This window comes from Specibacter sp. BI4, assembly GCF_056680095.1.
The window spans coordinates 73,361-88,292 of record NZ_CM155265.1; the positions used below are offsets into that span (position 1 = coordinate 73,361).

Genomic DNA, 14,932 nt, shown 5'->3' on the forward strand with positions numbered 1-14,932 from the left:
AGGAACATGCTTGACGACGCGACCATTGCACGCATTGCCGACGAGCTCGTCGAGGCCGCCAACACCAGGGTGCCGGCCCCGCTGCTGACAAAGCGCTATCCGCAGATGTCGGTGGAGGACTCCTACCGGGTGCAGAAGCTGTGGCGGAAACGCGGTGAAGCCGCCGGACGCGTTACGGCCGGGCACAAGATCGGGCTGACGTCCAAGGCCATGCAACAGGCCACCGGCATCACGGAGCCTGACTACGGCGTCATCTTCAGGGACGCCATCCTGGAATCGGGCGCCACGGTGGACTGGGCGCAGTTCTCGCATCCCCGGGTCGAGGTGGAGCTGGCCTTCCTGCTCAAGGAAGATCTCAGCGGTCCGGGCGCAACCTTGTTCGATGTCCTGCGCGCCACCGAATACGTCACCCCGGCCCTGGAGATCCTGGACTCCCGGATCGAGATGGAGGGGCGCACCATTGTGGACACCATCAGCGACAACGCGGCGTTGGGCGCCGTGGTGGTGGGCGGCACCCCGGTGGCCCCGGACGCCGTCGACCTTCGCTGGGTTGCTGCCATCCTCCACCGTAACCAGACGGTTGAGGAGACCGGGGTGGCCGCCGGCGTGCTGGGCCATCCAGGCCATGGCGTGGCCTGGCTGGCGAACAAGATTGCCGCGCACGGGGACGTACTCAAGGCGGGGGAACTCATCTTGGCGGGTTCCTTCACCCGGCCGCTGTGGGTCAGTGCGGGCGACACTATTTTTGCCGACTACGGAAAGCTGGGGACCATCACATGCCGTTTCGAGTAGCTCCGGACCCCTCGCTGAAGGACGCGCTCGCCGCCGCCACACGGCCGCTCGTGGGCATGTGGGTGTGTTCCGGCAGCCCGCTCGTGGCCGAGATCTGCGCCGGCGCCGGCCTCGATGTGCTGCTGATCGATGCGGAGCACAGCCCCAATGGGATCGAGGGGATCCTGGCCCAGCTGCAGGCGGTGCGCGGCTGCCCCGTCACCCCCATGGTCCGGCCGCCGGTCAACGATCCGGTCATCATCAAGCAATATCTGGATGTGGGCGTGCAGTCGCTGCTGATCCCCATGGTCCACACTGTTGCCGACGCCGAAGCCGCGGTGGCCGCCGCCCACTATCCGCCCCGGGGCGTGCGCGGTGTTGGCTCGTCGCTGGCCCGGTCCTCGCGCTGGAACAGGATGCCGGATTATCTGGCCCGGGCCGCGGACACCATCACCGTCATGGTGCAGATCGAATCGGCGCAAGCCGTGGAGAATGTCGCCGGCATCCTCGCGGTGGACGGCATCGACGCCATCTTCCTGGGCCCCGCCGACCTTGCCGCCTCCTTGGGCAGGCTGGGACAGCAGGGACACCCCGAGGTGCTGGCCGCCGTCGAGCATTGCTTTGCGGCGGCGAAGGCGGCGGGCAAGCCGGTGGGCGTCAACGCGTTCGCGGAAGCCACGGCCCGGCACTACCTGGATGCGGGCGCGGACCTGATCCTGGTGGGCGCCGACGTCACCCTGCTGGCGCGGGGCAGCGAGGGGTTGGCCGCCGCCTATATTCCGTCATGAAGGAACGACGGCGGGACCCCGGCCGGGCGGTGGGGCCCGTCGTCGGCCGTGGCCGCGTCCGGCAGCCCTGCTTCGCCCGGATTGCCTCCGGAAAGCAGGATTGCATCGATTCCTTGACAAAACGTGGCGGTCGTTTCATATTCATGGTGTATCTGTGATCAAGGGAGCGGCCCATGGGCAACACCGTCTCAATGTCAGCACCGCCAGTGCTGCAGGCGTACTACCAAATTCTCACTGCGGGGGCGGCCTCGTTCGGTGAAGGACAAGGGCTCCGCACATTGTTGTCGGACCACCTCGATTTCACGGGCTCCCTGGCCGGCCACCGCCCGGATTCAACGGAAGGTTTCCTGCACGGCGTGGCCGGATTTGTCTCGACCGTCCACAGCATCGTCGTGGTCCGCGAGGTTCACGACGGGAATGCTTCCGCTGTCCTGTACGACGCCGAGATGCCTGGCGGCATGGTCCGGTTCGCCGAATTTTTCACATTCCGCGACGGCGTGATCGACACGCTCCACCTTCACTACGACGGCCGGGACTACATCGCCAAGGGCGGACGGTGACCACCGACGCACCGACCTCGCGCGACGCCCTCGCCGGCAGGGTCCGGGAGCTCCTGGCCCCGCGGCAGAACGTGCGTGAATTGCGGATGTTCGGCGGACAGTCGTTCATGGTGGATGACCGGCTGTCGGTCGGCGTCCGTCGCAACGGCGACCTGCTCGTGCACACGGATCCCACAGCGTACGACGAGCTGATTCGACGAGGCGGCGAACCGGCATACATGGGCAGTGACCGGCCGATGGGCAGGGGATGGCTCACCGTGCCCCTTCACAGGCTTCAAGACGAGGGCGAGCTCGCGTACTGGATCACGGTTGGTGTTGATTCCCGAAACGCATGAACCAGCCCGGCGGCGCCAGCATGGCCCAAATCAGCCAGACGGGGCCGGCCGTCACCCGGCCAGGGCCCATCCATTGCGCCGAGGCCCGGCCGGATGGACGAAGCACCACGATGGGCAGGTCACCTTGAACAGTGGGGCCCAATCCGGGCGGTTGTAGAGTCGAAACTAATCGAGAAGGCAGGAGAACCCATGAGGCTGCATCACGTTCAAGTTTCGATTCCCAAAGGCGGGGAAGACCAGGCCCGGTTGTTCTATGGCCAGGTTCTGGGGCTGACGGAGGTTCAGAAACCGCCATCGCTGGCCGGCCGCGGCGGCTGTTGGTTCCGTGCATTCGAGGGCGCGTCCGTCGTGGCGGAAATCCACTTGGGCGTGGACTCGGGGTTCAGTCCAGCCCAAAAGGCCCACCCCGGGCTGGTGGTGGCCTCCACGGCAGAATTGGAGGACCTCGCAGACAGAATTCGGTCCGCGGGCCTGGAACATTCATGGGAGGAACGGCACACCTTTGAAGGCTACGAACGGTTCCATTGCCGGGATCCCTTCGGCAATCGGATTGAAGTGCTCACACCACTCACCGCCTGACAATAGGGAAAGCCTGCCAGCCACCGTGAGCGGGCCCATGCGTCAAGCGCTGAACACAAACCAACAAACGTCATGCGGCGGGCCTCTTCTTCGAGGACCAGGTCGTAAAGACCGCTGGGAATCTGCCTGCGCCGCCAGTCGCGCATGCCCGGCCCGCCGTATTTTCCTCGCCCAGGGGCAGCACGTGTTCGGCTCCGCCGGTCACGAACAGCGGGCAGGATCATGGGGCCGCCTTGCGCCCGGCAATCCAGCTGTCCGTGGTGCGTGGGCAGGCCCTGCATCCGAAGGTGCGGTCCGTAGGATTAACTCATGATCAGAAGGAAACCCACCATCGAAGCTGTCCGGGCTGAAATCGTCGCAGCAATTGCGGAAGTCCGTTCGGTAGCCAGGTCAGAACACGACGAGCAGCGGAACCATGCCGCGGACTGGCTTGATGCGTTGTTCTTCGATGTCACAGACAGGCGCGGTCTCCGGGAGGCGGCCGCAACGGCACTCACTTTATACGGCGGGTGGGGTTCGTTCTCCGACGTCGGAACTTCGGAATCGGCCAATGCGGTCGACAGGCTCGCTGTCGCCCTGAAGCACGGGCGAACCTGGCTCCTGCCCAACTCGTGACGCCGGACCACCACAACCCTTGGCGATGCCTGACGCAGGCTTCGCCAAGGGGTTCCGTTTAGGCTGGTTCGTCCTGGAATGCGCGAACCTCGACCCGCCCGGCGCATGCCTTGGAAGCGTCTTTGGCCCACTCCAGCGCGTCATCGAGGTCGTTGGCTTCGATGACCCAAAATCCGCCGAGGTATTCCGCGGACTGGGCATGCGGCCCGTCGGTCACGACCGGCGTTGCGCCGGTGTTGTCGACCGTGGTGGCTGTCTGGATGGGTTGCAGGCGGCCGGCAAATACCCAAGCGCCCGCTGCACGGAGATTGTTATTGAATGCGTCGACCGCGTCCAGGATCGGCTGGATCACTGCGGGATCCATGGTTTCCATGGTCGGCGCGTCGGCCGTGTCGTGGCCTACTGAGATCAGGTACTGGGTCATTTCTTTTCTCCTGCCGCGGGTCGGTTTCGGCTGATGGCTGTCACTCTACCGAGGAACTGGTGGCCGCCAACAGGGTGTGGCGTGGCCAAACTGTGCCGGGTTTCCTGAATATTTCCATGGCGGCTCCGCGGCCAACCTCCGGCACGCCGAAACTGCCTTCGTCATCGAACTGAGCGTCGCGGGGAATCCGCGTGGTGGCGTTGCGGTCGGGAGATGTCCGAGGGCCAAAGATGCCCACGGGCCTCATTGCGGACCTCGACGTCGGCGACCACGTCCTTGAACAGTTCCCGCGCCCGGACGATGACCGCGTTTTCCGCCTCATAAGGGGTGTCGTCATCAAAATAGAACAGGTCATGGTTCCTGATGCCTGCTCGTGGGTCCCTGCCGTCCAACACGTTCCAACCAGTCTGGAACAGCGCCCCGGCCGTCAGCCACCAGTCCGGGACTCCCAGAAGCGGCGCCAGCGGCAGGATTTGCCTGTTGATCGGGTTCTTTTGGATATGGGCCAGAAAGAGTTGCTCGCGATGGGTGGTCGCCGCATCATCCTGCTCCATCCCATCCACCACTCGTGGACGCCCGGGACGTGTCTTCCGATCCCGTCCTGGCATGGTCAAAGCGTGGCAGCGGCGGCCCCGGACGTGGCGGCTTCCAGGAACAAGCACGACGACGGCGCGCCGGTCGGGCGCTGGGACCCTCCGTCGTTGGTGGCTGGCCGCTGCGCCCCACCCGGCGTTGCTTCCAGCCGCCAGATCTTTGCAACCACGATCACCGGGGCTCGTTCAGGCGCGACAGTGCCGGGGGATGACGCTCCGTACCGGACAGCGCCATCCCCCGGCCCCTCAGCTGGTCAGCCGCTCAGCTGACCGTCAGGACGGTCTTGCCGAGGAGCCTTCCACTTTCCGCATCATCGTGCACTGCGCGCATCTCCTCCAGCGCACGGCGGTCGGCGATATTGAGCTTGAACCGGCCCTGCTCCAGGCGCGACACCATGTCGGCCAAGTGGGAACCATTGGGTGCAACCCAGACACTCGCGGTGCGCACTGCGCGCTTCTCGTCGGCCGGCACGGCGCCCGCTGAACTGACCGCAATACCGCCGTCAGCCACGTAGGCTGTCAGTTTCGCCAGACCCTCCGGGTCGAGGCGGACATGGTTGATCACGACGTCGAAGGTCCCACCCACGTCGGCTGGGCCCGCGTCGAGATCCAGCGGTCCGACGACCTTGACGGCACCATGCTCGAGCAGGCGGTCGGCGTGCTGCGGCCCGTCCACGGCGGTCACAATAGCTCCGGCGTCGGCGGCGAGTTGCACGACGATGCTGCCCACGGCTCCACCGGCACCGTTGACGAGCACGCTCTGCCCGGCTTGGATGTCGGCCAGCTCGATGGCGGCCTGGCGGGCTGCCAGTCCGGTCAGCGGCAGTGCCGCGGCCTCGGCCAGCGGCAGGGTGCGCGGCGCGGCAGCGAGAAACTCGGCTGCGATGACCGCGTACTCGGCGGCACCGCCATGCGCGTTCAACGGGAACATTCCAATGACGAGGTCATTGATCTGGAGCCCGGTGACACCTTCACCCAGTTCGACAATCGTGCCGGCAACGTCGAGGCCCGGCGTGATCGGCAGCGGAGTCGGAATGGCTTCCGCGAGCACACCCAGGCGGATGTGGCCGTCCACCGGGTTGAACGAGGTTGCGGCCACCTTCAGCAACACTTGGCCGGGGCCGGGCACGGGGAGTTCCACCTCCTCCGTGCGCAGAACCTCGGTGCCGCCGAACTGGTGGTAGCGAATTGCTTTCACAGGACTCTACTCATGATTTTTATGGTCAACGGTCCTGCGGTGTTGAGGGCCGAATGCCGCACCGGGACTTGCCTGGGCAACTGAGATAACCCTGCCTGACTTGCCTTGGCAAGTCAACCCTGTCCAAATTGGGGTATGTTTGGTGTCATGACCGATTCCCCCCAATGGCTCGACGAGCACCAACAGGCGGTGTGGCAGGACCTGCTCACCATCGTGATCGCGCTGCCGACGCTGCTCGACCGCCAGCTGGAACGCGACGCCGAGACGACCAACTACGAATACAGCGTGCTGGCCCGCCTGTCCATGGCCCCGGACCTCACCCTGCGCCTCAGCGAGCTGGCCTCCCAATGCGACAGCAGCCAGCCCCGGATGTCGAAGGTGATGGTCCGCTTCGAGCAACGCGGCTGGGTCGCCCGCAGCCCTGATCCGGACAACGGACGATACACACTTGCCACGCTGACCGAAGCCGGAATGCAGAAAGTCGTGGCCAGCGCCCCGGAGCATGTGAATCGCGTGCGAGAGCTCGTGTTCGACCCGCTGAGCAACACGCAGCAGCGCAACCTCGGCATTGCACTCGCCCGCATCGCCGGGACGGTCCGCGAGGAACTCGACCACCGCAACTGACGGTGTCCCCGCGACTGTCAAACCCCGGGGGTGCGGAAGGTTTAATGGGAGCGTCACCGGCTTGGTGCTCGGCCGCCAAATACCAGCCCAGCCGAAGTAGAATCAAGGACATGTCATGGAACGAGGTGGCCGCTGGTGTCTTTGTCAGCAGGTTTGAAGCGGCAGATGTCAACGTTGCGGCCATTATCGGGCCGAACGGACTGACAATAGTTGACACTGGAGGTTCACCGGCAGAGGCCCGGGAGATCGTCGACGACGTGGCGCAGCGATTCAACGTGCCGATTGTTGCCGCCATCAACACCCATGCGCATTACGATCACAGTTTCGGCAATTCCGTCTTTGCCGACCTCGGGGTGCCGATCTTTGGACACCACCAAATTTCCGCTCATTACACCGATTTCGAGGGGCCGCGCCTGGCAGCGTGGCAGGCCAACCCTGCCCGCGAACCCGACAAGCACTGGCAAGAGGTTCTGCTGAACGGGCCAACCGTCCCCCTGCACCGACCCACGACGCTCACCTCAAGCGGCCGTGACATCAGGTGCATGCCACTTTCCCGGGGCCACACTGACACGGACTTGGCCGTCTTCGTACCGGATGTCCGGGTGTGGATCCTCGGTGACGTGGTTGAGGAGTCCGGCCCTCCGATGTTTGGGTCAGGCAGCTGGCCGCTTGACTGGCCAATGGCCTTGGACAAGGTACTTCTTGAGTTGCAGCCCGCCGACGCCATTGTTCCGGGACACGGCCAGGTGGTTGACCGGGCGTTCGTCATGCGGCAGGCCTCCGCCCTGCACAGCGTGGCCGATGCCATTCGCAGCTCTCACGAAGCAGGGCACACGATCGAGGCGGCGTTGCACGCCGCCGACCTTCCGTGGCCGGACTGGATGCTGCGTTCCGCCTTCGAGCGAGGATTTTTGCAACTCGGCACGGCTCTGCAGGATCCATTGTGATGCGCTGATTTGGTTTGGTGCCCGAAGCCTGAATTCGGCGGGCCCGCCTCCGCCCGCCGCTTCATGATGTGGGTAGGGTGACGAGCAGGGATGCGTGTACGAATCCCGAAACTATATGGGAGGAATCATTTATGAACCCCAGTGAAAATGCCCAACTCGCCGCAGGCTACGCAAGCAAGGCAGCAGAGGTTGCCGGCAAGTTGAAGCCGGGCACGTGGGAAGCCGTTCAAGCATTGGCGATGCTGTCCATCGCCGAAAGCCTCATCACCCAGAATGCCGCAGGCAACGACAACCCCTGAGAGGTCTGGCAATGGCGCATCAATTGGAGGATCCATCACCAGCGTTTTGGCTGCGCGACTCGCTGGAACCTGGCGGCCGCACCGTGGCGTCCTACGTTCCGGCGGGTTACGACGGCTATGTCCGGGTGCTCAATCCCGTGGTCGTGGACCGGCTGGACGGGATCCAGGATCGGATCAAGTGGAGCACGGCGGCCGCGTCGGTGGCTGCACCTGTCTACTCCTGGATGCAGTGGGACGAGACTGTTGTCGCCGCGGAGGGGCACCTGCCCGAACGCTGGGCGGAACCAGCCATGGGCGACCTGGATGCCACCGTTGCTACCGCCCTGGCACAGGTGCTGGCCAATCATACGGAAACCCCGGAATCCTGCTTCTTCGCCGCGTGGGAAGGACACGGGGACCCCGCTGCGCATGAAGATTCGCTCGTCACCTTTCCGCCCGACCGGCGCATGAAAATCTATTCGGGCCCGATCCAAACCGGCACGCAGGCCCTTGAGGAGGGACTGTTTGGCCGGCGTCCGCTGCGCTGGTGGCCAGAAGACCGCGCCTGGTGCGTTGGCCAGGACATCTATGCCCGCAGCGTCTTCATTGCCGCCAGTATGGAATGCATCAAGGCGCTTTTCGCCCGCCCTGGACTCGACATCCACTCCATCCGCTCCACACAAGCCGTCGATCCGGAAGACTTCTGACCGCAGGCCAGGACAAAGCGCAGGCCAACGCGTGGCCCCTCGCCGTCCCTCCCCTGCGGCTAGACTTCGCATGATGAACAAGGTGGAGAAGGAATTGCACAGCACAACCACAACGTCCCCCCTGGAAGCGCAACTGACCGCGTCGCACGCCACGTTTCTGGCCGAGCGTCCGCCGGGTGCCGACGAAGATGTGCACATGGTTTCCGCCCTCGTCGATCACATCATTGAGCGGTGCTCCAATCCGGGCGATTTGGTGCTGGACCCGTTCGCAGGGTTTGGCACCACCCTTGAGCGGGCCGTCGCACTGGGACGAAGGGCGCTCGGCGTTGAACTCCTGCCCGAGCGGGCGGACTATCTGCAGGAACGCATTCCCGGTGCGCGCATTGTGGAGGGCGATGCCCGGGAGCTGCACAGGATTATCCGCAGCGCTGAACTGCCCGACCCTGACGCCAGCGTCGACCTGATTCTCGCCTCGCCGCCGTACATGACCTCAACGTTTCACGACGCCGACCCCCTCACTGGTTACGAGGAAAACAACGGGGATTACGGCCGCTACCTGTCCGAGCTCGGCCTGGTTGCGGCCCAGTGCGCCAGCATCGTTGTGCCCGGCGGCTTCGTGGTCTGGAACCTGGCAGACATCCACCACATGGGCCGCACCACCCACCTGATCCGCGACTGCGCCCTCGTGCTCGAGCAGCACCTCACCCCTGTGGGTGTCACCGAAATTCTGTGGGACCAATACCCCCACGACCTGATCGCCGATGCGCTGCTCGTGTTTCAGCGGCCGCCAGCGTAGCCGTCCGCCTTCAAGGACAAGCACGACGGCGGCACGCGGCGTGGGTGCCGCGACTCACCGAAACTGATGGGTCACCCGCGCTCAAAAGGTAAGGGAGAACTGCCAAAAGGCTGCCCCTGGGGACATCCCAAAACCCCTGGTCACGAGACACCCGGAGCCCGCCAGTGGAAGCCCGTGACGTAGCTCCGTGCGCTGCGCTGAATCGACGGCCGCCATAATGGCACAGCAACCGCCACTCGCTTTGTTCAGCGCGTGGCGGAGCAAAGCTGTGGTCAACGCAAGGTGTGCAGCCGCTCGCACGGAATCACGGGGCGTGGAGCCCGTACGAGGAACACTGTCCGGGCAGCTGCGCCAGCCTCAGCTGGTGAGTGTGCCCTGATGAACAACAGCATCGATGACCTCGGCAGCCGTGCCCGCGATGAGCGTGGGAGAAGCCGTTTCCCCTGGCCACTCCTTGCCGCGCGAAACCCAGCCCGTTTCCAAACCTGCGGCTTGGCCGCCAGCAATATCCGCGGTGGGGTGGTCCCCGACCATCCAACCGCCTGTGAGATCTGCACCCAGGCGGCGAGCCGCAATCCGGAAAATCTCTGGATCCGGCTTCTTAACTCGTTCAGCTTCGGATACGACGACAGCATCCACGTACGGTTCAAGCCCCACCTTCTGGATTTTACGCATCTGTTGAGCCGTCGTTCCGTTGGTGACAATGGCTATCTTCCAGCCATATCTTCTGGCCTTCGCAAGTGCTTGCGTCGTGGGGGCCCCAATGGTCATCGAGCCCACGTGCTCATGGAGCAGCCTGGCCACAAGATCTTCGACGGCCACGTCTAAGCCAAAGCGTCCCTTGATCGCGCGCGCCAGCGCCTCCCGGGGTTCGTAGCCGTCCCGGTCAGCCTCGATGAGCCACGCTGCCTCCGAATTGGGCCTTCCAAGCAATCGAACGAAGTCGATTGCCCACGCGTCAAAAGCGGAAGCTCGGTCGATCAGCGTGTTATCCAAATCCACGAGAAGCAGCATTTCTCCACCCTAAGCCGGTGGCTGCGAACCTGCTGGCCCGCCCCGAAGGCTGGCGTTTCATTTCGAGGTTGTCCGCAGTTCTGCAAGCCGGTCCACCACCGGAAAACCGCCCGTTGGCCCGGGATCTTGATCTTGACGCACGAATGTTGTCCCACATGGCCGCCCGCGTCACCGCTGCGGCAGCATGAACCTTTCAAAAAACGCAGCCAGCCCTGGCATGTCCGTCAGCGGCAGCACGTTGGCCACGTACTGGTCTGGGCGCACCACCACCACGGCGCCGCCGCGGGAGACTCCCCGCAACTCAAAGATGTCATGCAGGGGGTCGGTGGCGTAGACCAATTCGTAGTCGATCAGCGCGAACGGTCCCGTCCGCGGCAGGAAAAGAGACGGCACCCGGCCCAAGGGAACGCATTCAAAGTCCTGCTGCGCAATGAGCTTCACGTCAAACACGGCGTCGCTGTCGCCATCCACAGGCGTGTACTTCAGCAGCGGCGACTCGAGAGAGGTGGACAGCCACGCCGCCCAGGCCGACAGCGCGGACGACTCCCCCACCGCCGGCGCATCGGCAAATGCGTAGATGCGCCAGCGGCCGTCGGCCCGGTGGTGGTGGCCCAGCTGCACCGGGTTGGCGTCGGCCACCCGCACCACCGGCGCGGACTTGAACCGCTTGCCGACCGGAAACCCCGTGGCAAGGTCCTGATGCACGGCCTCTCCCGTGATCATGGACGGCTGGTATTCCGTCATGAAGCCGGCAGGAAATTCAAAGGTCCGCACGTAGAAATCTTCCAGCTCGGTGGGGCTTTCAAAATCCTCCGGCCGCATCGCCATCAGCCTGGACCACTCCAGGTCGAAGTCGATCAGGTTCTTCGCGATCACCTGCCGCTCGGCCGAATAGGTGGCGAGCAGGCTCGCAGGACTGCGCCCCGCCAGCACGTGGGCGATCTTCCAGGCCAGGTTGAAGCCGTCCTGCATGGACACGTTCATGCCCTGCCCTGCCTTGGCGCTGTGCGTGTGGCAGGCGTCGCCGGTGATGAAAACACGGGGCAGCCGGCCGCCGAGCTGGTCCAGCGGGACGTCGTCAAAGCGATCAGTCAGCCGGTGCCCCACCTCGTAGACGCTGCTCCACGCAACGCTCTTCACATCCAGCGTGTAAGGGTGGAGGATCTTGTTGGCCTTGGCGATGATCTGCTCGATGGTGGTGTGGCGGACGGCATGCGCACCGTCTTCCACCACCTCACCGAGGTCAACGTACATGCGGAACAAGGACCCTCCCTCGCGCGGGATCAGGAGGATGTTGCCGCCGTCCTCGGACTGAATGGCACACTTGGCGCGGATGTCAGGAAAATCCGTGACGGCCAGGACGTCCATGACGCCCCACGCATGGTTGGCGTGCACGCTGGTGTGCTTCGCCCCAATGGACTCGCGGACTGCGCTGTGGGCACCGTCGGCACCCACCACATACTTGGCATGGACCACCTTTTCCTCCCCCGCCCGCACTCCGCTGCCCGGCTCCGCCTGCCCATAGTCAATGCCGGTGCGGACGAGTGTGACGGCCACCGGGTATTCACCGCCGGCGGCAATGTCCAGGCTGCGAAATTCCCAGCCGTAGTCAGCTTTCATGCGCGAGGGGGAATGCGCCATGACCTCGGCAAAGTAGTCAAGCACGCGGGCCTGGTTCACGATCAGGTGCGGGAATTCGCTGATGCCCGTTGTGTCATCCGGGGCCCTGGCGGCACGGGCAATCTTGCTGCGGTCGGCGGGATCCGGTTTCCAAAAGACGGTGGCCGTGATCCGGTAGGCCTCGGCGATGATCCGTTCGGCAAAACCAAAGGCCTGAAACGTCTCCACGCTGCGGGCCTGGATGCCGTCGGCCTGGCCAATCTCCAGGCGTCCGCCACGGCGTTCCACAATACGGGTGTTGATGCCCGGGAAGGCTGCCAGTTGGGCCGCCGTGATCATCCCGGCGGGGCCGGTGCCCACGATAAGCACGTCCATCTCAGCGGGCAGTTCTTCCGGACGGTTGATCCCGAACCCGGCGGCAGCCTTGATGCGCGGGTCCCCGGACACATATCCCTGCTGGTGGAACTGCATCTGCGAACCTCCTCGTTGCACTGCTTCTTCGCCGTGTCCCGCTGTTTCTACATCATGTGCCACTTGGGCACCTCAAACAAGGCCGGGCCGGCGCACCCAAGGCAGGGGTCCGGCGTCGTCCGTTAACGCAACGTCCGCCAAGGCAAACCCACCATGGCAACGCCCGCTGGAACGACGGCGGGCCGGCAGCCCTGACGCGTTGGCAGGCTACGGAAGCCGGGCGGCATGGGCGGCGGCAGTCTCCAAGAGCCGCGGCACACCGGTTTCCAGGGCGGCTCCGAAGGCCTCACCATCGGCGCGTTCCCCGCGCTTCCACCGGGCGTAAATGGCTTCGCTGAAGATGGCCGCCTTCCACAGCGCAAGCGCCTGATACCAGGGCAGTGCGGACAGGTCCAAGCCAAAATGCGCGTTGTACCGCTGCGCCATTTCGGTGCGGTTGAGGTAGCCGGGCTCCGCCGTCACGGGCGTGAGCTCCAGCAGCGTGGCCGGCGTCCCGGCCTGCGCGTACGTGGCCGTGAGGTAGCCCAGATCCGCCAGGGGATCCCCCAGCGTGGCCATCTCCCAGTCCAGCACCGACTTCACATGGGCGGGGCCGCGCCGGCTGAACATCAGGTTCCCCAGCCGGTAGTCTCCGTGGATCACGGCATTGCGCTGCGTGTCCGGCCGGTTCGCTTCAAGCCACCGCGCCAGTTCGGCCACCTGCGGCAGGTCCCGTGTGGCTCCCATCTCCCACAGCGCCGCAAACCGCGACACCTGCCGTTTCAGGTACCCGTCCGGGCGTCCGATTCCGGCGACCTCGCCGCGCCCCGCATCCACCGAATGCAGCCGCACGAGCATGTCGGCCGCGGCTGCGCTGGTGGCGCGGCGCTGCGCCGGAGCGTCAAGATGCCCGGGCACGGTGTCCGTAATGACCTCCCCGTCCACATGGCCCATCACGTAAAACGGCACGCCCAGCACGTTCGCGTCCGCGCACACGGCCAGGATTTTCGGCACCGGAATGCCCAGCGGCGCGAGCAGGGCCTGGATGTGGGCTTCCCGGACCATGTCGTGTGTGGACGGCGGCAGCGGCGGCCGCGGACCCCTTCGAAGCACGACGTCGGTCCCCCTCCTTTTGATCCTGAAGGTCACGTTGGACTGTCCCCCGCCTATGCGGTGCGCGTGCACCGGCCCGGACCCGATGCCTTGTGCGTCGAAGAATTCCTCCACCCGTTCCAGGATCAGCAGCGGAGGTGCGTCCTGTCGGGCGGCTTCCTCCGTTGTCTGCACAATGTCCTGCATTCTGCGGCTGTGCTGCATGCTGGCCATCACCGTTCCCCTTCGTGGATGTGGGCTGCGCCCTGGAATGGTTCCCCGTTCTCCACGGCACGGCGCCGTGCCGATGCAGCCCTGCGGGCGATGGCCCATTTGTGGGTTTCGGTGGACCCGTCGTAGATCCGGAACGGGCGCACCTCGTTCAGGTATTGGATCAGCGGCAGCCCGTCCGAGACGCCGTCGCCGCCGCACAGCTGGACGGCCCTGTCGATCACCCTGTACACCGCTTCCGAGCAATGCACCTTGGCCGCGGAGGACAGCGCCGACCCGGCCTTCGGATCGACGGCCAGCAGGGCCGCGCATTTGGCAATGATGGCGTCGGAGGTTTCAATGTCGATGACTGATTGGGCAATCATGTCCTGCGCGATGCCCAGTTGCGAGAGGTGCGCACCAAAAATCTCCCTGCTGTTGGCGCGGTCGAGCATGATGTCCATGGCCCGGCGGGCAAGCCCCAGCCACCGCATGCAGTGGGTCAGCCGGGCCGGGCCCAGCCGCACCTGGGCGTACTTGAATGCCAGCCCGGCTTCGCCAAGGACGGCGGAACCGGGGACGAGGACGCCGTCGAAATGCACGTGCGGATGGCCTCCGGGCAGATACCTGTCCACGGTGTGGATCGGCGCGCCAATCCGCACCCCCGGGGTGTCCATGGGCACCAGGAACATGGTGGCGCCGTCCGGCCCGGTGCGCGCCATGACGATGGCAAACCCGGCGAACGTGGCCCCGCTGGTGAAGCGCTTGTGCCCGGTGATCCGCCATCCGCTGCCGTCGCGGACGGCTGTCGTGGCCAGGGCGTCGGGGTCAGAACCTGCGCCGGGATGCGGCTCGCTCATGGCGAAGCAGGAGCTGATCTTGCCGGCGGCAAGCGGAACCAGGAATCGTTGCTTTTGCGCGTTGCTTCCGATCAGGTTCAGCATGTGCATATTGCCCTCGTCCGGTGCCATGCAATTGAGCACGGCGGGGCCGATGGGCGAATACCCCGCTTCCTGGAACACTGGCGACCAGTGTTCGACGGCCAGCCCCTGCCCGCCAAATTCCACAGGCACGTGCGGGGCAAACACGTCGGCAGCACGCGCCGCAGCCGCCAGCTCGCGCCTGACAGCAACGTTCAGGGCCTGTCCCGGCCGCGGCTCAGCCGGGATCACTGTGTTGCGAATGAATTCCCTTGTCCGCTGGCGCAGGTCTTCAACGGAGGCCGGGTACAGGCCGGCCGGGGGTGTGTTGTTCACGTGCCGCTCCTTGCGTGGACGTCAATCCGGGGTGTTGCGCCTGAACACTGGCATCCGGCAGGCCGCGGGCTGCAA

18 protein-coding genes are annotated in these 14,932 nt (G+C 65.1%); 11 read left to right on the forward strand and 7 right to left on the reverse strand.

From position 1 onward, the window contains the following. Window positions 1-6 precede the first annotated feature (6 nt). The 6 genes from hpaH to AC1L6K_RS00455 all read left to right on the forward strand — a co-directional run bounded on the left by hpaH (window position 7) and on the right by AC1L6K_RS00455 (window position 3,648). Window positions 7-792 (forward strand): 2-oxo-hept-4-ene-1,7-dioate hydratase, encoded by a 786-nt coding sequence (gene hpaH, locus AC1L6K_RS00430; protein WP_480950787.1) that lies wholly within the window; start codon window positions 7-9, stop codon window positions 790-792. After that, a complete protein-coding gene (locus AC1L6K_RS00435; protein ID WP_480950788.1) occupies window positions 777-1,559 on the forward strand; it encodes an HpcH/HpaI aldolase family protein in 783 nt (260 codons plus the stop codon). Before hpaH ends, AC1L6K_RS00435 begins: the two co-directional genes overlap by 16 nt. A gap of 173 nt (window positions 1,560-1,732) precedes the next feature. Then, complete coding sequence (locus tag AC1L6K_RS00440) at window positions 1,733-2,119, forward strand: hypothetical protein (RefSeq protein ID WP_480950789.1); 387 nt, start codon at window positions 1,733-1,735, stop codon at window positions 2,117-2,119. Further along, complete coding sequence (locus tag AC1L6K_RS00445; RefSeq protein ID WP_480950790.1) at window positions 2,116-2,454, forward strand: TfoX/Sxy family protein; 339 nt, start codon at window positions 2,116-2,118, stop codon at window positions 2,452-2,454. Before AC1L6K_RS00440 ends, AC1L6K_RS00445 begins: the two co-directional genes overlap by 4 nt. Before the next feature lie 189 nt (window positions 2,455-2,643). After that, window positions 2,644-3,033 (forward strand): VOC family protein, encoded by a 390-nt coding sequence (locus AC1L6K_RS00450; RefSeq protein WP_480950791.1) that lies wholly within the window; start codon window positions 2,644-2,646, stop codon window positions 3,031-3,033. Window positions 3,034-3,342: 309 nt separating this feature from the next. Beyond that, on the forward strand, window positions 3,343-3,648 hold the full coding sequence (locus AC1L6K_RS00455) for a hypothetical protein (RefSeq protein ID WP_480950792.1): 306 nt from the start codon (window positions 3,343-3,345) through the stop codon (window positions 3,646-3,648). Window positions 3,649-3,706: 58 nt separating this feature from the next. Here AC1L6K_RS00455 and AC1L6K_RS00460 read toward each other — a convergent pair whose 3' ends face one another. The 3 genes from AC1L6K_RS00460 to AC1L6K_RS00470 form a co-directional block, all read right to left on the reverse strand. After that, window positions 3,707-4,072, reverse strand: coding sequence for a YciI family protein (locus tag AC1L6K_RS00460; RefSeq protein ID WP_480950793.1), 366 nt, complete (start codon window positions 4,070-4,072; stop codon window positions 3,707-3,709). Window positions 4,073-4,233: 161 nt separating this feature from the next. Further along, window positions 4,234-4,626, reverse strand: a complete 393-nt coding sequence (locus AC1L6K_RS00465) for a nucleotidyltransferase family protein (RefSeq protein ID WP_480950794.1) — start codon at window positions 4,624-4,626, stop codon at window positions 4,234-4,236. A 301-nt stretch (window positions 4,627-4,927) separates the two neighbouring features. After that, window positions 4,928-5,863 carry an NADP-dependent oxidoreductase gene (locus AC1L6K_RS00470; protein ID WP_480950795.1) on the reverse strand — a complete coding sequence of 312 codons (936 nt, stop codon included), beginning with the start codon at window positions 5,861-5,863 and terminating at the stop codon, window positions 4,928-4,930. A gap of 147 nt (window positions 5,864-6,010) precedes the next feature. Between AC1L6K_RS00470 and AC1L6K_RS00475 the strand changes: the two genes are divergently transcribed. The 5 genes from AC1L6K_RS00475 to AC1L6K_RS00495 all read left to right on the forward strand — a co-directional run bounded on the left by AC1L6K_RS00475 (window position 6,011) and on the right by AC1L6K_RS00495 (window position 9,215). Next, entirely contained in the window at window positions 6,011-6,487 is a 477-nt protein-coding gene (locus AC1L6K_RS00475) for a MarR family winged helix-turn-helix transcriptional regulator (RefSeq protein WP_480950796.1), read from the forward strand. 110 nt (window positions 6,488-6,597) lie between these two features. Beyond that, complete coding sequence (locus AC1L6K_RS00480) at window positions 6,598-7,434, forward strand: MBL fold metallo-hydrolase (protein WP_480950797.1); 837 nt, start codon at window positions 6,598-6,600, stop codon at window positions 7,432-7,434. A gap of 131 nt (window positions 7,435-7,565) precedes the next feature. Beyond that, complete coding sequence (locus tag AC1L6K_RS00485; protein WP_480950798.1) at window positions 7,566-7,733, forward strand: hypothetical protein; 168 nt, start codon at window positions 7,566-7,568, stop codon at window positions 7,731-7,733. Between the two features lie 11 nt (window positions 7,734-7,744). Then, window positions 7,745-8,419: a hypothetical protein gene (locus AC1L6K_RS00490; protein WP_480950799.1), complete on the forward strand. Its 675-nt coding sequence runs from the start codon at window positions 7,745-7,747 to the stop codon at window positions 8,417-8,419. Window positions 8,420-8,492: 73 nt separating this feature from the next. Continuing rightward, window positions 8,493-9,215 carry a TRM11 family SAM-dependent methyltransferase gene (locus tag AC1L6K_RS00495; protein ID WP_480950800.1) on the forward strand — a complete coding sequence of 241 codons (723 nt, stop codon included), beginning with the start codon at window positions 8,493-8,495 and terminating at the stop codon, window positions 9,213-9,215. Between the two features lie 357 nt (window positions 9,216-9,572). Here AC1L6K_RS00495 and AC1L6K_RS00500 read toward each other — a convergent pair whose 3' ends face one another. The 4 genes from AC1L6K_RS00500 to AC1L6K_RS00515 all read right to left on the reverse strand — a co-directional run bounded on the left by AC1L6K_RS00500 (window position 9,573) and on the right by AC1L6K_RS00515 (window position 14,857). Beyond that, window positions 9,573-10,229: an HAD family hydrolase gene (locus tag AC1L6K_RS00500; RefSeq protein WP_480950801.1), complete on the reverse strand. Its 657-nt coding sequence runs from the start codon at window positions 10,227-10,229 to the stop codon at window positions 9,573-9,575. A 168-nt stretch (window positions 10,230-10,397) separates the two neighbouring features. Continuing rightward, window positions 10,398-12,320 carry an FAD-binding monooxygenase gene (locus AC1L6K_RS00505; protein ID WP_480952662.1) on the reverse strand — a complete coding sequence of 641 codons (1,923 nt, stop codon included), beginning with the start codon at window positions 12,318-12,320 and terminating at the stop codon, window positions 10,398-10,400. A gap of 207 nt (window positions 12,321-12,527) precedes the next feature. After that, entirely contained in the window at window positions 12,528-13,625 is a 1,098-nt protein-coding gene (locus AC1L6K_RS00510; RefSeq protein WP_480950802.1) for a phosphotransferase family protein, read from the reverse strand. Further along, window positions 13,625-14,857, reverse strand: coding sequence for an acyl-CoA dehydrogenase family protein (locus AC1L6K_RS00515; RefSeq protein WP_480950803.1), 1,233 nt, complete (start codon window positions 14,855-14,857; stop codon window positions 13,625-13,627). Before AC1L6K_RS00515 ends, AC1L6K_RS00510 begins: the two co-directional genes overlap by 1 nt. Between the last annotated feature and the right edge of the window lie 75 nt (window positions 14,858-14,932).